The following is a 23,678-nucleotide window of genomic DNA, read 5'->3' on the forward strand; positions in this document are numbered from 1 at the left end:
TCACGAGGGTGTCCTGAACAGCTTAAGCGGGCCTTTCGGCTCCGGCGGGTCCGTGGCGCGGGGCGCGGGGCCGGCGCCCGTCCCGGGCTCGGAGTGCCCCAACGTGGTGTCCGTGAGGCCCCAGAACCCGCGGATGTGAACGCCCAGGCCGTCCTCGTCCAGTTCGCAGATGGTGATCATGCGCATGCGTATCTCGGCCGGTACAAACACCCGCGCGTCTCCGCGGATCACCACGAACCGTCCGTCCATCGACGACACGGGCCGCCCCAGCACCTCGTGCACCTTGCCCTCCGAGCCCCGGAACACGTGCTCGCGCAGGGCGTCCTTGCCGCGCAGCAGCAGGCCGCCCACCGGGTCCTCGAAGACGATGTCCTCCGCGAACATGGCGACGGTGCCTTCGATGTCCCCCTTCGCCAGCAGTCCGAGGTAGGTGCTCGGCAACCGCCTGAGGGCCGCCTCCTTCGGCGCGATGACGTCGGGGCCGCGGAACGTCCCGGGCGCGCCCGCCGCCGAGACCTCGAGGTCGGGCCGGCCCCAGTACGCCCGCATGTCCTCGATGAGTCCGGACTCGCCGACGCGGAGCAGCAGCGCGTAGTGGCAGCGCAGGCCGGCCGGTTCCGCGCCCTGGGGCGGGGGCAACCAGCCGCGGTCCGCGTACACCGGGCCGCGGGGCCGGTAGTCCATGTCGGCGGTGATCCTGGACAGGACGTGTGTGCCGTCCTGACCGACGACCGTGTCCTCCACGGTCTCCCGTACGTTTCCGGCGACGGCGCTTCGGAAGTGTGCGCGCAGCGCCTCGTGTCCCCTCAGGCCACCGGTCCCGACGGGGTCCTCGAACGTGGCGTCCGGCGCGTACAGGCCGATCAGCGCGTCGATGTCGCCGGCGCCGAGGAGCCGGCTGTGTTCGAGTGCGATCTTCTTGCGGGTGCGCTCGTTGAGCACCGTGTCCTCCCTGGCCTTAAGGACCTCGGCCAGTCACCCTTGCCGAACGGCCTTAAGCAGCCCTTTCCGCCGGTGCGCGGGCGGGCGGGGCCCGCCCGGGCGACAGGCCTGCTTTAGGCGGATCGGCGATCCTCCGCTGAGACCGGTGCGGATGGCCGACGACGGAAGGCCCGAAGATGACACCAACGAAGACCGAGCAGGTCATCATCGACAACGGCGGCAACTCGGTGGTGAACGGGTTCCGGTCCGCCGCGCGCTTCGTGCAGTGGATGACCGCCTCCCCCACCTCCCGCGTCAGCGCGCTGTACGAGCTCAACAGCCGCAGGCTCACCGGACGCAGCGCCTACCGCGGCTTCCTGAATGTGACGCGCAGCCAGGTCGAGATCGGGCGGCGGCGCGCCGCGGAGAAGAACCTGAGCGGCCGGGTGGACCTGCGCCTGGGCTCGGCGACGGACGTCCCCTTCGAGGCAGGTTCCTTCGACCGGGTGGTCGCCCTGGAGTCCGCGTGTCATTTCGACACCCGTCAGAAGTTCTTCGAGGAGGCGTTCCGGGTGCTGCGGCCCGGCGGTGTGCTCGCCACGGCCGACCTGGTGCCGCGCCCCGCGCCCCGCAGGAAGACCCTGGCGGCCCGCTTGGAGCGGTTCGGGTATGAAGGCCTACATCAAAACGATCACCGGGCAGGCGGTACGCCTGGAGCACATCATCGCGGCGGCGCGGAAGCCCGGTGAGGCGTGATGCCCACAGGCGAGACGCCGAAGACGCCGGTGCGGTGCCCGGTCTCGGTCAACGACCCGGAGCTGACCGCCGACCCCTACCGCGGCTTCAGCCGCATCCGGGAGGAGGCGCCGGTCACCCTGGGCACCCTGGCCGACGGCCGGAACATCTGGGTCGTCACCCGCTACGACGACGTCACGGGCGTGCTGACCGACAGCCGCTTCGTCAGCAACTCCCGGTCGGTGCCCGGCTCCACCACGGACCGCCACGCCGCGTCGCTGACCTGGCTCGGCCTGCCCGAGGAGCTGATTCCCTATCTCTCCCGCGCCATCACACAGCTCGACCCGCCCGACCACACCCGGCTGCGCAAGCTCGTCACCCGGGTGTTCTCGGCGCACCGGGTCGCCGCTCTGCGGCCGCGGATCCGGACGCTGACGCGGGAGCTCGTGGACGCGCTGCCGGGACACGCGGTGGACGGCACGGTCGACCTGGTCGAACACTTCGCCCAGCCCCTGCCCGTCACGATCATCTGTGAGCTGATCGGCGTGCCGGCCTGTGACCGGGCGATGTGGCTGCGGTGGAGCCACGACTACAGCGACGCCCTGCGGCTGAAGAACACGCTCATCCAGGCCACGGCCTATCTGCGGGAGCTGGTCGCCAAGCGCCGGGTAGAACCGGCGGACGACCTGCTCACGGCGCTCATCCAGGCCCGTGGCGAGGACGGCGAGGGCCTTTCGGAGACCGAGGTGGTCACGATGGCCTTCCACCTCGTGGTCTCCGGCCACGGAACCACCTCCGGCGTCATCGGCAACAGCGTCCTCGCCCTGCTGACCCACCCCGATCAGCTCGCCCTCCTCCGGAGCGATCCGGAGCTGATCCCGGGAGCCGTCCAGGAGCTGCTGCGCTGGCGCAGCTCGGTCGTCTTCGGCAAGGCGCGGTACGCCACGGAGGACGTCCGGGTCGCGGACACGCTGATCAGCCGGGGCGATGTCGTCCTGCCGGTGCAGGGCGCCGCCAACCACGATCCGCGGCACTTCCCCGACCCTGAGCGGCTGGACATCACCCGCCGCCCCGACGGCACGGGGGTGCAGCACGTCGCCTACTCGCGCGGGCCGCACTACTGCCTCGGCGCCATGCTCGCCAACCAGGAGGTGGAGCTGGCGCTGGAGACGCTCTTCGGCCGCTTCCCCGGGCTGGCGCTCGCCGTGCCCGAGAAGGAGCTGACGTGGCGCCCCGTCCCCGGGACCCGGCAGCTCGACCGGCTCCCCGCGGTGTTGGGCGCCGGCGCCTCCGAGGCCGCCTCTCGGTGACCCGGTATCCCGGGGCGCACACCGAGGCGACGCCACGAGGGGCCTCGCCCGTACGGGCGCGGCCCCTCGTGGCACCGCCTCGGTTCAGCGCCGGCCGGGCAGCTCCTCGGGGTGCCGGCTCCGCAGCGTGTCGAACGCCGCGCTCCAGTACCGGGCGCGCTGGAAGGCGTACGTGGGCAGCTCGACGCGCCGGGCGTCGGTCCCGGCGAACACCGCGTCCCAGTCCACCGCGGTGCCCTGCGCGTACACCCGGGCGAGGGCGGTGGCCACCGCGGTCGTCTCGGCCACGCCGGGCCGCAGCGCGGCCACCGCGTGCTGCCCCGCGCCGTCGAGGAGTTCGGCCACCTCGTGGCCGCCCAGTTCGAGGTGGACCGTTCCGTCCTTGGCGACGGCGCGGGCCTGGTCGGCGATGTCCCTCGGCGTCTGCCCCGGGTCGTGCGGTCCGGTCAGCGCCGCGCAGGCGTCGGGCAGTGCCAGCCGTCCGCCGATATGTTCCTCGGTGATGTGGCCGATGCCGTGGCCGTGTACGGCGCCGGGCCGCACGCCCCACGACTCGGCCAGGCGGAACAGCGCCACCTGGACCGCGAAGGCCCTGGCCGCTTCGAGGCCCGCGGCCGGGGCGGGGGCCGCGCCGGTGAGCATCGCGTCACGGGCGGGGAACCCCAGGTGGGCGTCGAGCGCCGCGCAGACCGTGTCGAACGCGCCGGCGAAAGCCGGGAAGGCGTCGTAGAGCTGCTTGCCGGTGCCGGGGGCGAGGGCGTGGCCGGTGAGCAGGACGACGAGCCGGTGGCGGCGGCCGGGCACCCCGTGGACCACGTGGGGCGCGGGTGTCGCGTCGGCCAGCGCCCGCAGGCCGTCCAGCAGGTCCTGGCGGCTCTCGCCGACCACCACGCCACGGTGTCCGAGCGCGGCCCGGGACGTCGCCAGCGACAGGCCGACGTCCGCCGGCCGGAGACCGGGCCGCCGCTCGACATGGGCGAGCAGCCGGGCCGCCTGCGCGCGCAGCGCGTCCGGGTCGCAGCCGGAGACCGGCCAGAGCACCACGCCGCCGCCCGCCGCCTCGGGGGCCGGGGGCGGGGGTTCGTCGTCGGGGGCCTGCTCCAGGATCACATGGGCGTCCGTACCGCCGAAGCCGAACGCGGACACCCCGGCCCGCCGTGGCCGGTCCGTCCCGGGCCACGGTGTGGCGTCGGTGACCAGCCGTATCCGGCCCTCGTCCCAGGGGATGTGCGGGGACGGCGCCTCGGTGTGCAGGGTGCGCGGCACGATGCCGTGGCGCATGGCCTGCACCATCTTGAGCACTCCGGCGATACCGCTGGCCCCCTGCGTATGGCCGAGGTTGGACTTCACCGCGCCCAGCAGCAGCGGCCGGTCGGCGGGGCGACCCTCGCCGTAGACGGCTGCCAGGGCCTGCGCCTCGACCGCGTCGCTGAGCAGTCCGCCGGTGCCCTGGCCCTCGACCGCGTCGACCTCGTGCGGCGCCAGCCCGGAGGCGTCCAGCGCCCTTCTGATCAGCCGCCGTTGGGCGGAACCGTTCGACGCGCTCGCGCCGTTGGTGGCGCCTTCCTGGCCGATCGCGCTGCCGCGGACGACGGCGAACACGGGGTGTCCGTGGGCGCGGGCGGCGGACAGGCGCTCCAGGAGCAGCACCCCGGCCCCCTCGGCGAAGCCGATCCCGTCGGCCCCGTCGGCGAACGAGCGGCAGCGGGCGGCGACAGGCAGCCCTATCCCCCGGGCCGACCCGATGAACGTGTCCGGGCCGCACATCACGGTGACACCGCCGGCCAGCGCCATGGAACACTCGCCGCCGCGCAGCGACTGGCAGGCCAGGTGGAGCGCCACCAGGGAGCCGGAACACGCGGTGTCGAGGGTGGCCGTGGGCCCTTCGAGGCCAAAAGTCAGGGCGATACGGCCGGAGAGCACGGCGCTGGAGCCGCCGGAGGCGACGTGGCCGAGCAGTTCCTCGGGGACGTTCCTCAGGTGCGGGGTGTAGTCCTGGCCGGTGGTGCCCATGAACACGCCGTAGCGCCGGCCGGCGACCGACCGCGGGTCGATCCCGGCCCGTTCGAACGCCTCCCACGAGGTCTCCAGCAGCAGCCGCTGCTGGGGATCCATCACCGACGCCTCGCCCGGGGAGATCCCGAAGGGCGCGGGGTCGAACGCGGCGGCGCCGCCGAGGAATCCGCCCTCGGACACCGCGCTGCGCGCCTGCGGGTGGGCGTCGGGCCCGCACATGCCGTCCAGGTCCCAGCCGCGGTCCCGGGGGAAGGGGCAGATGGCGTCGCGCTCCTCGGCCAGCAGGGTCCACAGGTCGTCCGGGGATTCGACACCGCCGGGGTAGCGGCAGGCCATGCCGACGATCGCGATCGGCTCCCGGGGGGCCGCGCGCAGCCGCTGGTTCTCCTTGCGCAGCCGCTCGGCCTCCTGCAGCGAGGCGCGCAGGGCTTCGACGATCTTGTCGTCGGCCACGGTCATGACATTCCTCCGACGGGACGGCACAGGGGGCGGCGGACAGGACGGCACACGTCAGGACTCGCCGTTGCGCAGGGCCATGTCCACCAGTTCGTCGAGGTCCATGGAGGCGATGTCGGCGGTGTCGGCGTCGCTTTCGTACGGGGCCGGGGCCGGCTCGGACACGGTGGCGTCCGCCTCCGCGTCCGTCTCCGTGTCCCCGCCCTCGCCCAGCCGCAGCAGCGCCTCCAGCAGTCCCGACTGCTCAAGACGCCGCAGCGGGATGGCGGCCAGCACCTGGCGGACCCGGCTCTCGAAGGGGTCGGTGGGCGGGGCGATCTGCTCGCGCAGGTGCTGGGCGAGCGCCAGCGGGTTGGCGAAGTCGAAGACGAGCGTGGCGGGCAGCCGCAGGCCGGTCGCGGCCGAGAGCCGGTTGCGCAGTTCGACGGCGGTGAGCGAGTCGAAGCCCAGCTCCTTGAACGTACGGTCGTGGGCGATCTCGTCGGCCGAGCCGTGGCCGAGTACGGCCGCCATGTGCACGCACACCGCCTCCAGTACACAGCCCTCGCGGTCCGCCTCCGGCAGCGCGGCGAGCCGTTCGGCCAGCGACGGGCCCGAGGTGTTCGCGGTGCCGCTGTCCGCCACCCGCCGCGCCCTGCTACGGCCGGCGGCCGCACCGCCGGCGGGGCCCTGCGCGGACTGCCGGATCGGGACCAGCAGCGCGTCGCCCGCCGCCTGTGAGCGGTCGAACAGCGCGAGGGCCCGCTCGGTGGGCAGCGGCTCCATACCGGCCTGCCGTATCCGCTGCAGGGCGCCGTCGCCCAGCTCACCGGTGAGGGTGCTGGTCTCCTCCCACATGCCCCAGGCCAGGGACTGGGCGGGCAGCCCGGCTGCCTGGCGGTGCTGGGCCAGAGCGTCCAGGAAGGTGCTGGCGGCCGCGTAGTTGGCCTGCGAGGGGTTGCCGTACACCCCGACGACGGAGGAGAAGAGGACGAACATCGCCAGGTCGGCGTCCTTGGTGAGCTCGTGCAGATGCAGTGCGGCATCCGCCTTCGGCCGCAGGACCCGGGCCAGTTGCCCGGGGGTCAGGGCGTCGACCATGCCGTCGTCGAGGACGCCGGCGCAGTGCACCACCCCGGTCAGGGGGTGTGCGTCGGGGATGCCGGCCAGTGCCTCGGCGAGCTGCGCGCGGTCGCCGACGTCGCAGGCCTCGACGGTCACGGTGGCGCCCAGCTCGGCGAGTTCGTCGCACAGGTCGGTGGCGCCGGGGGCCTGCGGGCCGCGGCGGCTGGTCAGCAGCAGCCGCCGTACGCCGTGGCGGGTGACCAGGTGGCGGGCGACCAGGCCGCCCAGGGTGCCGGTGCCGCCGGTGACCAGGACCGTGCCGTCCGGGTCGAGGGTCCGCGGCAGGGTCAGTACGACCTTCCCGACGTGGGCGGCGCGGCTGATGAGGCGGAAGGCGTCGCGCGCCCGCCGGATGTCATAGGCGCGCACCGGTGGATGGGCCAGCTCGTCGCGTTCGAACTGGCCGAGGATGTCGCTCAGCATGCGGCCGATGCCGTCCTCCCCCGGTTGCCCCAGGTCGAGGACGCGGTAGTGGACACCGGGGTGGACCGCGGCGAGCTGCCCGGGGTCGCGGACGTCGGTCAGGCCCAGCTCCACGAACCGGCCGTCCTTGGCCAGCAGGCGCAGCGAGGCGTCGGTGGCGGCGCCGGTGAGGCTGTTGAGGACCACGTCGACGCCGCGGCCGCCGGTGGCGGCGCGGAAGGCTTCCTCGAAGTCGAGGTCGCGGGAGGAGGCGCGGTGGGCCTCGTCGATGCCCATGGCCTCCAGTACGGCGTGTTTGCCGGGGCTGGCCGTGGCGTACACCTCGGCGCCCAGGTGGCGGGCGATCTGCACGGCGGCCATGCCCACCCCGCCGGCCGCCGCGTGGATGAGCACCGACTCGCCCGCCGTGAGGCCCGCGAGGTCCACCAGCCCGTACCAGGCGGTGACGAACGCGATGGGCACGGCCGCCGCCTGCTCGTCGGTCCAGCCCGGCGGGATCGGCACGACGGAGCGGGCGTCGGCCACGGCGGTCGCCCCGAAAGCGCCCTGGAACATGCCCATCACGCGGTCACCGACGGACACCGACGTCACGTCGTCGGCCACCTCGACCACCACGCCCGCGCCCTCGCTGCCCCGGAGGCCCGCCTCGCCCGGGTACATGCCGAGTGCGATCAGTACGTCCCGGAAGTTGACGCCCGCGGCACGGACCTGGACGCGGAGGTGGCCGGGGGCGAGCGGTTGGGGTTCGTCCGCCGCCACCAGGTCCAGGTTGTCCAGGGTGGCGGGGCCGGTGATGTCGAGCCGCCAGTGGGGGGTTTCCGGGAGGGTCAGGGCGCCGCCGGACGCGGCGGGGACCAGGCGGGACACCCGGACCGTCCCGTCCCGGACGACGATCTGCTTCTCCCCCGCGGCCACCGCGGCGGCGACGGCCTCCGGCAGCTCGTGTCCGGCCCCGTCCGCATCCACGTCCAGCAGGACCAGCCGGTCGGGGTGTTCGGACTGCGCGGAGCGGATCAGGCCCCACACCGGGGCGTGCACGAGGTCGGTGACGTCCTCGCCGTCGGTGGCGGCGACCGCGCCACGGGTGACCACTGCCAGCCGCACCCCGGCGAACCGCTCGTCGGCCAGCCACCGCTGCACGGTGTGCAGCACCTCGCCCAGCCGGCGCCGCACGGCCTCGGCCAGGTCCGGGTCGTGCGGCGCCGGATCGCAGGGCAGCACGATCACCGGCGGGAGGGGCAGACCGCCGTCCACCGCGGTGGCGAGCGCGTCGAAGTCGCCGTGGCGGCGCGCCCCGTAGCGGCTGTGCGAGGTGCCGGCGGCGACCGCGGCCCAGTCGTCGGTGGAGACGCGCGGGTCGGGCCCGGCGTCGGTCACAGGGACGTAGGCCACGCGGAAGAGTGCGTCGCGGGTGTCCTCCGCGGCGCCGCTGGGGAGTTGCCCGGCCGTGAACGGCCGGGTGACCAGGGACTCGATCGAGATCACCGGATGTCCCAAGGCGTCGGTGGCGTGGACGGACATGCCGTCGTCGCCGACCGGTGCGAGCCTCACGCGCAGCAACTCGGCGCCGGAGGCGGCCAGCGACACGCCGTTCCAGGCGAACGGCAGCGCCATCCGGCCCGCGGTGTCGCCGCGCACCGCGGTCAGCCCGCTGGCGTGCAGCGCGGCGTCCAGAAGAGCGGGGTGGATGCCGAACGCGGCGGCCTGCCCGCGCTGGTCCTCCGCCAGGACCACCTCGGCGAAGACCTCGCTCTCGCGCCGGTAGACGGCGCGCAGGCCGCGGAAGGCGGGCCCGTAGCGGTAGCCGCCCTCGGCGAGCTGGTCGTAGCAGCCGTCCACGGACACGGGCTCGGCGCCCTCCGGCGGCCACTGGGCGAGGTCGAACGGCTCGGCGGCCCCGCCGGTCGCCAGCGTGCCGCTGACGTGGCGCACCCACGGCTGGTCGGTCCCGGCCGGGCGGGCGTACGCGCTCAAGGGACGGCGGCCGTTCTCGTCGGCCCCGCCCACCACGAGCTGGAGGTCGGTGCCGCCCTCGTCGGCGAGCACCAGTGGGCTGGCCAGCACCATTTCCTCGACACGGTCGCAGCCCACCTCGTCGCCGGCCCGCACGGCCAGCTCCACGAACACGGCTCCGGGCACCAGCACCGCGCCGGCCACCGCGTGGTCGGCCAGCCACGGATGGGTGTCCAGGCCGAGCCGGCCGGTCAGCACCACCTCGTCGCCCTCGGCGAGGACGGTGACGGCGCCCAGCAGCGGATGGTCGGCGGGGGCGAGACCGAGGCGGGTGGGGTCGCCGGTCCCGGTGCCGCCGGCGTCCAGCCAGTAACGCCGGCGCTGGAACGCGTACGTGGGCAGGTCGAGGGGGATGGTCGGGTCCGGGAACACCCGGCTCCAGTCCACCGCGACACCGTGGACATGGGCCTGGGCCAGCGCGAGGAGGAAGCGGTCCCAGCCGCCCTCGTCGCGGCGCAGGGTGCCGAGCGCCGTGGCGGCCACACCTGCTTCGTCGATGGTCTCCTGGGTGCCGATGGCCAGGACCGGGTGCGGGCTGCACTCGATGAACGCACTGTGCCCGTCCTCGAGCAGCGCCTCGGTGGCCTGCTGAAACCGCACCTGCTGACGGAGGTTGGTGAACCAGTACGCGGCGTCCATGGCGGTGCCGTCGATGCGCCGCCCGGTGACGGTCGAGTACAGCGGGACGGAGCCCGCCTTCGGCTCGATGTCCGCGATGGCCTCGGCCAGCCGGTCGCGCAGCGCGTCGACGTGGGCGCAGTGCGAGGCATAGTCCACCGGGACGCGGCGGGCGCGCACCCCGTCGGCCTCGTAGCCCTCCAGGAGTTCGGTCAGGGCGTCGGCGTCGCCGGAGACCACGGTCGAGGAGGGGCCGTTGACGGCGGCCACGCTCAGCCGGCCGTCCCAGCGCTCCAGGTGTTTCCCGACCTGCTGGACGGGCTGGGGCACGGAGGCCATGCCGCCACGGCCGGACAGCTCGGGCAGCGCCTGGGAGCGCAGCACCACGACGCGGGCCGCGTCCTCCACCGACAGCACGCCCGCCACGCAGGCCGCCGCGATCTCGCCCTGGGAGTGGCCGACCACGGCTGCGGGCTCCACACCGTACGAACGCCACAGCTCGGCCAGGGCCACCATGACCACCCACAGCACGGGCTGGACCACGTCGACCCGCTCCAGGGAGGGGGCGTCCGGCTCGCCCCGCAGCACCGACTCCACGGTGTAGTCGGTGTGCCGCTCCACCGCGGCCGCGCAGCGGCGGAAGTGTTCGGCGAACACCGGGGAGGCGTCGGCCAGGGCGAGGGCCATGCCGAGCCACTGCGAGCCCTGGCCGGGGAAGACGAACACCGTCGCGCCGGGGCTCGGCACACCGGTGACCACCTGGCCGGAGGGGGTGCCCTCGGCGAGCGAGGCCAGCCCGGCCAGGAGGGCGTCGCGGTCGGTGGCGACCACGGCGGCGCGGTGCGACTGGGCGGCGCGCGCATGGGCGAGGGTGAAACCGACACGGGTCGGGGTCGCCTCCGGCCGCTCGGCGAGGAAGTCCCGCAGCCGGGCGGCCTGGGCGCGCAGCGCCGCCTCGCCACGCCCGGACACCAGCCAGGGGACGACCGGCAACTCTGCGGCTGGGGCGGGCTCATCGGCGGGCGGGGCCTGTTCGAGGATGACGTGCGTGTTGGTGCCGCTCATGCCGAACGACGACACACCGGCGCGGCGCGGGGCGCCGGTCTCGGGCCACGGCCGCGCCTCGGTCAGCACCTTCACGGTGCCCTCGGACCAGTCCACCTGGGTGGTGGGCTCGTCCACGTGCAGGGTGCGCGGCAGCAGGCCGTGGCGCAGGGCGTACACCATCTTGATCACCCCGGCCATGCCGGCGGCGGCCTGGGTGTGCCCGATGTTGGACTTGACCGAGCCCAGCCACAGCGGGCTGCCCTCGGCGCGCCTCCTGCCGTAGGCGGCGATCAGCGCCTGCGCCTCGATGGGGTCGCCCAGCGAGGTGCCGGTGCCGTGCCCCTCCACCACGTCGATGTCCCGGGCGGACAGCTGGGCGTCGGCCAGCGCGGCGCGGATGACGCGCTCCTGGGCGGGGCCGTGGGGCGCGGTCAGGCCGTTGGAGGCGCCGTCCTGGTTGATCGCGGAGCCGCGGATCACGGCCAGCACCGGATGGCCGAGTCGTTCGGCGTCCGCCAGCCGCTCCACCAGCAGCACACCCACGCCCTCGGCGGGCCCGAAGCCGTCGGCCGCCGCCGAGTACGCCTTGCACCGGCCGTCGCCTGCGAGCCCCTTCAACTTGCTGAACTCCAGGAACGTGCCGGGCGTGGCCATCACGCACACCCCGCCGGCCAGCGCCAGGGAGGACTCGCCCTTGCGCAGCGACTGCACCGCCAGGTGCAGCGCCACCCCGGACGAGGAGCAGGCGGTGTCCACCGTGAAGGAGGGGCCCTCCAGGCCGAGGGTGTACGAGATACGGCCCGACATCGAGCTCGCGGCCAGCCCGGTGGCCATGTACCCGGCGACGTCCTGCGGCGCGTCGGCGCCGCTGCCGGCGTAGTAGATGGTGCTGCCGCCGACGAAGACACCGGTCTTGCTGCCGCGCAGGGAGGTCGCGTCGATACGGGCGCGCTCGATGGCCTCCCAGGCGGTCTCCAGCAGCAGCCGCTGCTGCGGGTCCATCGCCAGGGCCTCGCGCGGCGAGATGTCGAAGAAGTCGGCGTCGAAGTCGGCGATGTCCCGGACGAATCCGCCCTCGCGCACATAGCTGGTGCCCGTCTCGCCCGAGTCGTTGAACAGGCCGGGGTCCCAGCCCCGGTCGTCCGGCATGGACGAGATCACATCGCGCCCGGTGGACACCAGCTCCCACAGGGCCTCCGGGGTGTCCGTCCCGCCGGGGAACCGGCAGGCCATACCGACGATCGCGATCGGCTGGCGGTCCCGGGCCTCCACCTCGCGGAGGCGCTGCTGAGTGTCATGCAGATCGGTCGCCACTCGCTTGAGGTAGTCGACCAGCTGTTCCTGGTTCGCCATGGCGGTCCTCTTTCAGGCCCTTCCCAGCTGGGAGTCAATGAATTGCAGCACTTCATCGGCCGAGGCCGCCTGGAGCCGTTCCGCGACGCCGTTGCCCTCCGCCGCCGCGGGCTGCTGGCGGCACCGCGCCAGCAGCGCTTCGAGCCGGGCCGTCACGGCGTCCCGCTCCTCGTCGCCGGCGAGCAGATCGACGTGGTCCTCCAGCCGGTCCAGTTCCTGGATCAGGGCCTCCGACCCGCTCGGCCCCTCGGAGACGAGCTGGTCCCGCAGGTGCTCGGCGAGCAGCGCCGGGGTGGGGATGTCGAAGATGAGCGTGGAGGGCAGCTTGATGTCGGTGGCCTGGCTGAGCCGGTTGCGCAGCTCGACCGCGGTCAGCGAGTCGAAACCGATCTCCTTGAAGGGCCGCGCCGGGTCGACCGCGAGTACGTCGCCGATCCCGAGCACGGCCGCCACGTTGCGGCGCACCAGCTCCAGCAGCGTACGGCTCTGCTCGACCGCCGAGAGGCCCGCCAGGCGCTCCGCCATCGACGCGGCGTCCCAGCCGGCGGGTTGCCCCGCGGCCGCGCGGCGAACCGGTGCCCCCCGCACCAGGCCGCTGAGGATACGGGGCAGGACGTTGGCGCCCGCCAGGTCCCGTAGCGCCGCCGCGTCGAGGCGGACGGGCACCAGCAGGCTCTCGGGCCGCCGCACGGCCGCGTCGAACAGTGCCAGGCCCTGGTCGGAGGACATCGCCCGGATACCGGAACGCTCCATCCGGGCGATGTCGCGCTCGGCCAGGGCGCCGGTGATGCCGCTGCTCTGCTCCCAGTGGCCCCAGGAGAGCGACTGGCCGGGGAGCCCGGCGGCCCCGCGGTCCTGGGCGAGCGCGTCGAGGAAGGCGTTCGACGCCGCGTAGTTGCCCTGGCCCGCGACACCGGCCACGCCGCCGGTCGAGGAGAACAGCACGAACGCGGCGAGGTCCGCCTCACGGGTCAGCTGGTGCAGATGGACCGCCGCGTCCACCTTGGGCCGCAGCACCTTGTGGAGTTGCCCGGCCGTGAGGGACGGGATGGTGCCGTCGTCGGTCACTCCGGCGGCGTGCACGACGCCGGTCAGCGGGTGCGCGGCGGGGATGCCCGCCAGCAGCTCCGCCAGCGCGTCGCGGTCCGCCGTGTCGCAGGCGGCGATTGTGACCTCGGCGCCCAGAGCGGCCAGTTCGTCGCGGAGCTCGGCCGCGCCGGGCGCGTCGCCACCCCGGCGGCTCGTCAGCAGCAGGTGGCGGACGCCGTGGGCGGTGATCAGGTGGCGGGCGAGCATGCCGCCGATGGTGCCGGTGCCGCCGGTGATCAGGACGGTGCCCTCGGTGTCCAGGCGGCGGCCGGGCAGGTCCGGCTCGGTCAGGTCGGTGTCCTGGCCGATACGGGCCAGGCGCGGCACCACCACTCCGCCGTGGCGCACCGCCACCTGCGGCTCGCCCGCCCCGAGCGCGACGGCGAGGGCACTGGGCAGCAGGGCCGCCGCGCCCTGGTCGGCGGAGGTGTCCTGGCCGGCGGCGTCGAGGTCGACCAGCAGGAGCCGGTCGATGTTCTCGAGCTGCGCGGAGCGCACCAGGCCCCACAGGGCGGAGTGCACCAGGTCGGCGACCCTCTCGTCGCCGCCCGTCGACTGGGCGCCACGGGTCACCAGCACCAGCCGGGAGTCGGCGAACCGCTCGTCCGCGAGCCAGTGTTGGACGACCCCGAGAAGGCGCGCGGTCTCGTCGTGGACCGCGGCGGCGAGCCCGGGGTCGGCTTCGGTCACCGCGCCGGCGAGGGGCGCACAGGGCAGCACCACCAGCTCGGCGGGCGGTGTGCCGTCGTCGACGGAGCGCGCCACCTCCGCGAGGTCCGGCGCGGTACGGACGGAATGTCCGGCCCGTTCCAGCGCGTCGGCGACGCCGAGGCCGTCGTCGCCCACCACCTCCCAGGCGCTTTCGGCGAGCACTCCGGGCTTGGGTTCGGCGGAGATCCACTCGACGCGGTACAGCGAGTCGAGCCCGGCATCGTCGCTGCGGCGCAGCTGCTCCAGGGAGACCGGGCGGGAGACCACCGCCTCGGCGGACGCGACCTGACGGCCCGAGGGGTCCGCGACGCTCAACGACACGCCGTCGGCCGTCGCGTTCGGCACCATACGGACACGCAGCGCGGCGGCCCCGGTGGCGTACAGCGACACACCGCTCCAGGTGAACGGGAGCAGCATCTGCCCGTCGGGCGTACCGCCCTGGCCGATGCCACCGGCTTGCAGCGCGGCGTCCAGCAGGGCGGGGTGCAACCCGAAACGCCCGGCCTCCTCCCGAAGTTCCTCAGGCAGAGCGGCCTCGGCGAACACCTCGTCCCCGCGGCGCCAGGCGGCCTTCAGGCCGCGGAACGCCGGCCCGTAGCCGTAGCCCGCCTCGGCCAGGCCGGTGTAGAGACCGTCCAGGGACAGCGGCTCGGCGTCGGCCGGCGGCCACTGGGTGAAGTCGAAGTCGTCCGGCCGGGCGCCCGTGGTGAGGGTGCCGCTCGCATGCCGGGTCCAGGTCCGGCCGGCGTCGTCGTGGCCGTCGGCGCGGCCGTCGTCGCGTGCGTGGACGGTGAAGGCGCGGCTGCCGTCCTGGCCCGGCGCGGAGACGACGAGCTGGAGTTGCAGCGCTCCCTCCTCAGGGAGGATCAGTGGGGCTTCGAGGACCAACTCCTCGACGCGGTCACAGCCGACCTCGTCCCCCGCGCGCACGGCGAGGTCGACGAACGCCGTGCCGGGCAGGAACACCGCACCGGCCACGGCGTGGTCGGCCAGCCAGGAGTGGCCGCCGGTGGAGATCAGGCCCGTGAGCACGACCTCCCCGCTGTCGGCGACCCGGACGGCGGCGCCGAGCAGCGGGTGGCCGGCCGAGCTGAGGCCGAGGCTCCGGGCGTCGCCGGAGCCGTTGAGGGTGGCGGGATCGATCCAGAAGTGCCGGCGCTGGAAGGGGTAGGTGGGCAGGTCGAGGACGGCCGGGGCTCGGGTGGTGGCACCGGAGGCGGCGTCGGCGGTGGCGTTCACCCCGTACCAAGCCTTCCAGTCCACCGGCAGCCCGGCCGCGAAGGCATGGGCCAGCGCCCGGGCCAGCTGCGCCGGACCACCCTGATCCCGCTGAAGGGTCGGCACGGTGGCCACCGCGACCTCGCCCGCCTGCGCGGTCTCCTGGATGCCCACGCTGAGTACCGGGTGCGGACCGGCCTCGACGAGCACGCGGTATCCGTCGGCCAACACGGCCTCGATCGCGGTGGCGAACCGCACCTGACGGCGCAGATTCTCCACCCAGTAGGTCGCGTCCAGCGTGGTGGTCTCCACCCGGCGGCCGGTCATGGCCGAGTAGAACGCGACCCCCGTGCCGATCGGTGTGATCTCCCCGAGCAGCGTGACCAGATCCTCGGCGATCTCATCCACCTGCGGACCGTGCGAGGCATAGTCCACATCGATCAGCCGCGCCCGCGCGCCGGACGCCTCGACCCCCGCGACCACCTCGGCCACCGCCTCGGGCGGACCCGAGATCACGGTGGAACCCGGACCGTTCACCGCGGCCACCACGACCCCGTCACGCCCACCGATGGCCTTCTCGGCCTCCTCAGCCCCCACCGCAAGCGAGGCCATCGCCCCCCGCCCCGACAACACCCGCAACGCCTGCGAACGCAACGCCACCACCCGGGCACCGTCCTCCAGCGACAGCGCCCCGGCCACCACGGCAGCGGCGATCTCGCCCTGTGAATGCCCCACCACCGCCGCAGGCACCACCCCATGGAAACGCCACAGCTCCGCCAACGACACCATCACCGCCCACAACGCGGGCTGCACCACATCCACCCGCGCCACATCCACCCCGTCCTCGCCCCGCAACACACCCGTCAACGACCAGTCGACATACGGCGCCAACGCCGCCTCACACTCCGCGATCCGCCCCGCGAACACCGGCGAAGAATCCAGCAGCTCCACCCCCATCCCCCGCCATTGACCCCCCTGACCCGGGAAGACCAGCACCGGCCCGGCACCCCCCGCCACCGGCTCGGCAGTCACCACACCACCCGACGGCACACCCTCCGCCAACGCCCCCAACCCAGCCAGCAGCTCCTCCCGGTCCTGGCCCACCACCACCGCGCGCTGCTCGAGCGTCGGTCGGCTGGCCACCAGCGACCACCCCACCTGCGCGGGGTCGGCCTGCGCCTCCTCGGCGTACTCGGCCAGCCGCTCGGCCTGGGCCCGCAGCCCCGCGGCCGAGCGCGCGGACACCACCCACGGCACCACACCGCCCACCGGCATCGGGTCGGGCCCGGCCGGAGCGTCCGGCTCCTGGGGCGCCTCTTCCACGATCACATGCGCGTTGGTGCCGGAGATGCCGAACGCCGAGACACCCGCCCGCCGCGGACGCTCCACCTCCTGCGGCCAGGCGGTGGCCTCCGTGAGCAGTTCAACGGCCCCGCTGCCCCAGTCCACATGCGGCGTCGGCTCATCCACATGCAACGTCCTGGGCAACACACCGTGCCGCATCGCCATCACCATCTTGATGACACCGGCAGCTCCGGCGGCGGCCTGGGTGTGGCCGATGTTGGACTTCACCGAGCCGAGCCACAAGGGCCGTTCCCGCGGCCGCTCCTGACCGTAGGTGGCCAGCACGGCCTGCGCCTCGATGGGGTCGCCGAGCGTGGTGCCCGTGCCGTGCGCCTCGACCACATCGACATCCGCCGACGAGAGCCGGGCGTTGGCCAGCGCCTGCCGGATCACCCGCTGCTGCGACGGACCGTTCGGCGCCGTCAACCCATTCGACGCGCCATCCTGGTTGATGGCCGTTCCGCGGATCACGCCCCACACCTGATGACCGTTGCGCCGCGCGTCCGACAGCCGCTCCAACAACAGCAGCCCTACGCCCTCGCCCCACCCCGTACCGTCCGCCGCCCCCGCGAACGCCTTGCACCGCCCGTCAAGCGCCAGCCCCCGCTGCCGCGAGAACTCCACGAAGGCACCCGGCGTGGCCATCACCGTCACGCCACCCGCCAGCGCCAGCGAGCACTCCCCGCCGCGCAGCCCGCGCACCGCCGAGTGGAGCGCCACCAGGGACGACGAGCAGCCCGTGTCCACCGTCACGGCCGGGCCCTCGAGCCCCAGCACATACGACACCCGCCCGGACACCACACACCCGAGATTGCCCGTGCCCTTGTACCCCTCCATGTCCATGCTGGAGATGCCGATGATCGACAGATAGTCGAAGATGGTCGCGCCGACGTAGACGCCGGTGTCAGTGCCGCGCAGCGAGCCGTGGTCGATACCGGCCCGCTCGAACGTCTCCCAGGCGGTCTCCAGCAGCAGCCGCTGCTGGGGGTCCATCCCCACCGCCTCACGCGGGGAGATCCCGAAGAAGTCGGCGTCGAACTCCCCCGCGTCGTAGATGAATCCCCCCTCGCGCACATAGCTGGTGCCGGGGCGGTCCGGGTCCGGGTCGTACAGCGTGTCGAGGCGCCAGCCGCGGTCGGTCGGGAACGCCGACATCGCGTCCCGGCCCTCGGCCACGAGGTCCCAGAGCTGTTCGGGGCTGCTCACCCCGCCCGGGAAGCGGCAGGCCATGCCGACGATGGCGATCGGCTCGTCAGCCTCCCCAGCCGGTCCCGCGGCGGGTACGACGGCGCCGGTGGCGGCCGCCTGTGTGCCGGAGATCTCCCCGAGGAGGTGGCGGGCGAGGTCGTCCGCGGTGGGGTAGTCGAAGATCAGCGTGGTGGGCAGCGGCATCGCGGCGCTGGAGCTCAGCTTGTTGCGCAGCTCGACGGCGGTCAGCGAGTCGAAGCCCATCTCGAAGAAGGGCTTGGTCGCGGACACCGCGTCCGGGCCCGCGTGGCCCAGCACGCCGGCCGCGAGGGCGCGGATGTGCTGCGAGAGTATCTGGTGGCGCTGTTCCGGGGCAGCCGCGGCCAGTTGCCTGCGCAACGGGCTGTCCTCGGACGGCGTCTCCTTCTCCAGCAGTTCGACGGCCTCGGGGATGTCGGCGAGGAGTTGGCTGGCGCGCTGGCCGGCGAATGTCGCGGCGAACCGCCGCCAGTCGAAGTCGGCCACCGTCAGCGCCGTCTCGCCGCGGCCCAGGGCGTCGCCCAGCACCCGCAGCGCCAGCTCCGGCGCCATGGCGGTCAGACCCCGCTCGCGGAAGAAGGCCGCGACCGTGTCATCGGCGGCCATGCCCGCCTCGCCCCAGGGGCCCCACGCCACCGACAGGCCGGGCAGGCCCTCGGCGCCGCGGCGTTCGGCCAGCGCGTCCAGATACGCGTTGGCCGCCGCGTACGCGCCCTGCTGGCCACTGCCCCAGCTGGCGGCGCCGGAGGAGAACATCACGAACGTCGACAGGTCCATGTCGCGCGTCAGCTCGTCGAGCCACCGCGCGCCCCCCGCCTTCGCGGCCAGCACCTGTGCCACCCGGTCCGGGTCCAGGTCGCCGACCGGCGTGTAGTCGCCGACCCCGGCGGCGTGGAAGACCCCGCGCAGCGGCTGCCCTTCCGGCACCCGGGCCAGCAGCCCGGCCACCTCGTCGCGGTCCGCGACATCGCAGGCCACCACGGACACCGAGGCGCCAAGCCCCTCCAGTTCGGCCGTCAGCTCCTCGGTCCCCGGCGCCGTGGGGCCGCGCCGGCTGGCCACGATCACATGGCGGGCCCCGCGCTCCACCACCCACCGTGCGACGCGGCCACCCACTCCGCCCGTCCCGCCGGTCACCAGGACCGACCCCTCGATCCGCCACTCCTCATCCGGCGCGCCGCCCGACGCCGCACGCAACCGGCGTCCCAGCGCGCCCCCGGCGCGCAACGCCACCTGGTCCTCCGTGCCCGCGGCCAGCACCGCGGCCAGCCGGCTCGGCGTCCCCTCCTCCCCGGCCGCCGGCAGGTCGACCAGGCCGCCCCACCGCTTCGGGTACTCCAGGGCCACCACCCGCCCCAGGCCCCACACCTGCGCCTGCACCGGGCTCACCGAGCCGTCCTGGCCGACGGCCACGCCCCCGCGCGTGACACACCACAGGCGCCCGGCGAACTCCAGCTCGTCCAGCGCCTGCACCAGGGCGAGTGTCCCGGCCAGCCCCGCCGACAGGTGCGGATGCTCCGGGTGTCCGGCCTCGTCCAGGCTCAATACGCTGACCAAGCCGACGACTTCGGGCCAGCCCTCCACCTGCCGCAGACGCGTCGCGAGGAGGCCGCGCTCCTGGTCTTCCGGCGCCACCGCGAAGACCGCGCACCGCGCCCCATGGTCCGCGAGCGCCCCGGCCACCAGCTCGGCCACCGGGTCCCCGACCAGCTTCTCGGGCACCACCAGCAGCCATGTACCGCTCAGCCGGGGAGTCTCGTCCAGGCCGGTCACGGCGGACCAGGCGGTCAGGTAGCGCCAGGCGTCGATCCGGGCCTGGTCGCGCGTACGCCGGCGCCACTGCGCCAACACGGGCAGCGCCGGAGCCAGCACCTGCCGCGCGGTGTCCTCCCCCAGGCTCAGCGACGCCCCGAGTCCGGCGAGGTCCCCCGCCTCGATGGCGCTCCAGAAGCGCTCGTCCTCCTCGGAGCCCTTCTCCTGGGAGCCCGGCCATGTGCCCGGCTTCAGCCAGTAGTGCCGGCGCTGGAAGGGGTAGGTGGGCAGGTCGAGGACGGCCGGGGCCCGGGTGGTGGCGGCGTCGGCGTTCGTGCTCACCCCGTACCAGGCCCTCCAGTCCACCGGCAGCCCGGCGGCGAAGGCGTGCGCCAGGGCCCGGGCCAGCTGCGCCGGACCGCCCTGATCCCGCTGCAGGGTCGGCACGGTGGCCACCGCGACCTCACGCTCCTGAGCGGTCTCCTGGATGCCCACGCTCAACACCGGATGCGGGCCCGCTTCCACCAGCACCCGATAGCCCTCGGCCAGCACCGCCTCGATCGCGGTGGCGAAACGGACCTGACGGCGCAGGTTCTCCACCCAGTACCTGGCGTCCAGCGTCGTGGTCTCCACCCGGCCGCCGGTCACCGTCGAATAGAACCCCACCGTGGTGTCCACCGGTGTGATCTGCCCCAGCAGGGCCACCAGGTCCTCGGCGATCTCGTCCACCTGCGGACCGTGCGAGGCGTAGTCCACATCGATCAGCCGCGCCCGACCACCGGACGCCTCCACCACGGCGACCACCTCGGACACCGCCTGCGGCGGCCCGGAGACCACCGTGGAACCAGGCCCGTTCACCGCCGCCACCACAACACCCTCACGCCCCGCGATGGCCCTCTCCGCCTCCTCAGCCCCCACCGCAAGCGAGGCCATCGCACCCCGCCCCGACAACACCCGCAACGCCTGCGAACGCAACGCCACCACCCGGGCACCATCCTCCAGCGACAACGCCCCCGCCACCACCGCGGCAGCGATCTCGCCCTGTGAATGCCCCACCACCGCCGCAGGCACCACCCCATGGAAACGCCACACCTCCGCCAACGACACCATCACCGCCCACAACGCGGGCTGCACCACATCCACCCGCGCCACATCCACCCCGTCCTCGCCCCGCAACACACCCGTCAACGACCAGTCGACATACGGCGCCAAAGCCGCCTCACACTCCGCGATCCGCCCCGCGAACACCGGCGAAGAATCCAGCAGCTCCACCCCCATCCCCAGCCACTGACCCCCCTGCCCCGGGAAGACCAGCACCGGCCCGGCACCCCCCGCCACCGGCTCCGCCGACACCACCCCACCCGACGGCACACCCTCCGCCAACGCCCCCAACCCGGCCAGCAGCTCCTCCCGGTCGCCGCCGATGACCACGGCCCGGTGTTCGAGCATCGCCCGGCCGGCGGCCAGCGACCACCCCACCTCCTCCGCATCGGCGGTGGTCCGCTCGGCGTACTCGGCCAGCCGTCCGGCCTGGGCCCGCAGCCCCGCGGCCGACCGCCCGGAGACCACCCACGGCACCACACCGCCCGGAGCGGTCGGCTCGGTGGTTTCCCCCTCCGTGGGGGGCTCGGGCGCCTCCTCCAGAATCACATGCGCGTTGGTGCCGGAGATGCCGAACGCCGAGACACCCGCCCGCCGCGGACGCCCCGCCTCCTCCGGCCAGGCGGTGGCCTCCGTCAGCAGCTCGACCGCCCCGCCACCCCAGTCCACATGCGGCGTCGGCGCGTCCACATGCAACGTCTTGGGCAACACCCCATGCCGCATCGCCATCACCATCTTGATGACACCGGCGACACCGGCGGCGGCCTGGGTATGGCCGATATTGGACTTGATCGACCCCAGCCGCAGCGGCCGCTCCTCGGGCCGCGCCTGGCCATAGGTCGCCAACAGCGCCTGTGCCTCGATCGGGTCGCCGAGGGTGGTGCCCGTCCCGTGTGCCTCGACCACATCGACATCCGCCGGCGAGAGCCGGGAGTTGGCCAGCGCCTGCCGGATCACCCGCTGCTGCGACGGACCGTTCGGCGCCGTCAGCCCATTCGACGCACCGTCCTGATTGATCGCCGACCCACGCACCACCGCCCACACCCTGTGACCATTGCGCCGCGCATCCGACAACCGCTCAAGCAGCAGCAACCCCACCCCCTCACCCCACCCCGTACCATCCGCCGCCCCCGCGAACGCCTTGCACCGCCCGTCCAGCGCCAACCCCCGCTGCCGCGAGAACTCCACAAACGCACCCGGAGTGGCCATCACCGTCACCCCACCCGCCAACGCCAACGAGCACTCGCCCCCGCGCAGCGCCTGCACCGCGGAGTGCAGCGCCACCAGGGACGACGAGCAGCCCGTGTCCACCGTGACGGCCGGACCCTCAAGACCCAGCACATACGACACCCGGCCGGAGAGCACACATGCGAGGTTCCCGGTGGCGGCGTAGCCCTCCACCTCGCTGCCGGCCATGGCGGTGAGCACCATGTACTCCTGCGAGGTCACCCCGGCGTAGACGCCCGTGCTGCTGCCCACGAGGCCCTGGGGGTCGATGCCGGCGTGTTCGAAGGTCTCCCAGGCGACCTCCAGCAGCTGCCGCTGCTGGGGGTCCATCGCCAACGCCTCACGCGGTGAAATACCGAAGAATTCCGCGTCGAATTCCCCGGCCCCGCGCAGAAAGGTGCCCTCGCGCACATAACTCGTTCCCGGGCTGTCCGGGTCGGGGTCGAAAAGGTTCTCCAGATCCCAGCCGCGGTCCTGGGGAAATGCGGTCAGCCCCTCGCCTCCGGCCGCCACGAGTTCCCACAAGTCCTCCGGGTTCTCCACCCCGCCCGGAAAACGGCACGCCATACCGACGATCGCGATCGGCTCGGGTTCCGCGGACTCCGCTTCGCGCAGACGCTGCCGGGTGTCCCGCAGTTCTGCCGTCACCCACTTGAGGTGGTCGAGAAGCTTCGCCTCGTCCTTCGCCATCGCTGGCGCCTCCCCTCCTGGCGGTTTTCTTCTTGGCTGTCGGCGTCAGAACGTGGTCAGAGTGTGGTCAGAATGTGCAGCGCAGTTCTTTGAAGCCCTCGATGAAGCTCGATGCCACACGGACGGGTTCGCCGTCCACGCGGATGTCCGGCAGTGAGGTGAAGAGTTCGCGGCACATGGCGACGATCTCGATACGGGCGAGATGGGCGCCCAGACAGAAGTGCGGCCCCACCGCGCCGAACGCCAGATGAGGGTTGGGGTCGCGGGTGATGTCGAACCGGTACGGATCCTCGAAGACCTTCTCGTCGTGGTTCGCGGACCAGTAGAAGAGGAAGATCTCGTCGCCCTTGCGGAACCGGTGGCCGTTCATCTCGCAGTCGCCGGTCGCGGTGCGGCGCATCCAGTTGATGGGCGTGCCCACGCGAAGGATCTCCTCGACGGCGTTCTTCGCGTGGGTCTCGAAGTCCGAGAGCAGGAGTTCCCGCTGGTCGGGGTGGGTGGTGAGCAGTACCAGGGCCTGGGCGATGGCGTTGCGGGTGGTCTCCATGCCGGCGTTGACGAGGAGGATGAAGAACGAGACCAGTTCCTGGTGGGTCAGTTGTTCGCCGTCCTCCTGCACCTGGACCAGCTTGGTGATCACATCGCCGGTGGGGTGGGCGAGCCGGTCCTCGCGGAGCCGTCCGATGTAGTTCCCGAGGTCCCGCAGGGCGCCCAGCACGGCGGCCGCCGCGCCCTCGGGGCTGGCCGTGTGTTCCGGGTCGACCCCTCCCATGATGGTGTTGGTCCGCTCGAAGAGGAATTCGTAGTCCTCGCCGGGAATTCCCATCATGGTGCTGAGGACGGCGATCGGCATCTCCGCCGCCGGGCGGATGAAGTCGCCGGGTCCGCGCTCGATGAGCTCGTCCACGATGCGCCGGGCCACCTGCCGTGACATGGCGTCGAACCTGGGAGCCATACCGCGGCCGAACGACCGCGCCACGATGCGCCGCAATCGGGAGTGCTCCGGATTGTCCATGTTGATCATGGAGCCGTAGAACTCGTCCATCTCCGGCGGCAGGATCGAGGTGGCGCCCTCCGAGGAAAAGTCCTGCGGACGGCGGCTCACTTCCGCGATGTCGGCGTGTTTCACCATCGCGTAATAGCCGTTTGCCAACGGCCCCCAGGGCAGCCGCGGCGGAACGAATTCCGGGTGCGGCAGCCCGCGCAGCCTCTCGAACACCGCCGCCCGCTCCTCATGCGGCCGTAACCAGAAGGACGGATCCATGAAGTCGGGACACGTGGCGGCGGTGGTGGCGGAACGGGACGTGGCTTCCGAAGGAGACA

General features: G+C 73.5%; 7 protein-coding genes. 2 read left to right on the forward strand and 5 right to left on the reverse strand.

Translation table 11 applies throughout. The features are described from left to right. Window positions 1-942, reverse strand: coding sequence for a nuclear transport factor 2 family protein (locus ACFZDL_RS25040; RefSeq protein ID WP_353592699.1), 942 nt, complete (start codon window positions 940-942; stop codon window positions 1-3). Between the two features lie 176 nt (window positions 943-1,118). Here ACFZDL_RS25040 and ACFZDL_RS25045 point away from each other — a divergent pair, with 176 nt between their 5' ends. Then, window positions 1,119-1,670, forward strand: coding sequence for a class I SAM-dependent methyltransferase (locus tag ACFZDL_RS25045; RefSeq protein ID WP_353592698.1), 552 nt, complete (start codon window positions 1,119-1,121; stop codon window positions 1,668-1,670). A gap of 6 nt (window positions 1,671-1,676) precedes the next feature. Further along, entirely contained in the window at window positions 1,677-2,966 is a 1,290-nt protein-coding gene (locus ACFZDL_RS25050; protein WP_353592697.1) for a cytochrome P450, read from the forward strand. Between the two features lie 84 nt (window positions 2,967-3,050). On the opposite strand, the gene ACFZDL_RS25055 is transcribed toward ACFZDL_RS25050, so the two are convergent. The 4 genes from ACFZDL_RS25055 to ACFZDL_RS25070 all read right to left on the reverse strand — a co-directional run bounded on the left by ACFZDL_RS25055 (window position 3,051) and on the right by ACFZDL_RS25070 (window position 23,574). After that, entirely contained in the window at window positions 3,051-5,441 is a 2,391-nt protein-coding gene (locus ACFZDL_RS25055) for a type I polyketide synthase (protein WP_353592696.1), read from the reverse strand. 51 nt (window positions 5,442-5,492) lie between these two features. Further along, on the reverse strand, window positions 5,493-11,996 hold the full coding sequence (locus tag ACFZDL_RS25060; RefSeq protein ID WP_353592695.1) for a type I polyketide synthase: 6,504 nt from the start codon (window positions 11,994-11,996) through the stop codon (window positions 5,493-5,495). A gap of 12 nt (window positions 11,997-12,008) precedes the next feature. Further along, a complete protein-coding gene (locus ACFZDL_RS25065; RefSeq protein ID WP_391192385.1) occupies window positions 12,009-22,313 on the reverse strand; it encodes a type I polyketide synthase in 10,305 nt (3,434 codons plus the stop codon). A 109-nt stretch (window positions 22,314-22,422) separates the two neighbouring features. After that, complete coding sequence (locus tag ACFZDL_RS25070) at window positions 22,423-23,574, reverse strand: cytochrome P450 (protein WP_353592693.1); 1,152 nt, start codon at window positions 23,572-23,574, stop codon at window positions 22,423-22,425. Window positions 23,575-23,678: the final 104 nt, after the last annotated feature.

The sequence above is a fragment of the Streptomyces sp. NPDC007917 genome, from assembly GCF_042959105.1.
Taxonomy (GTDB): domain Bacteria; phylum Actinomycetota; class Actinomycetes; order Streptomycetales; family Streptomycetaceae; genus Streptomyces.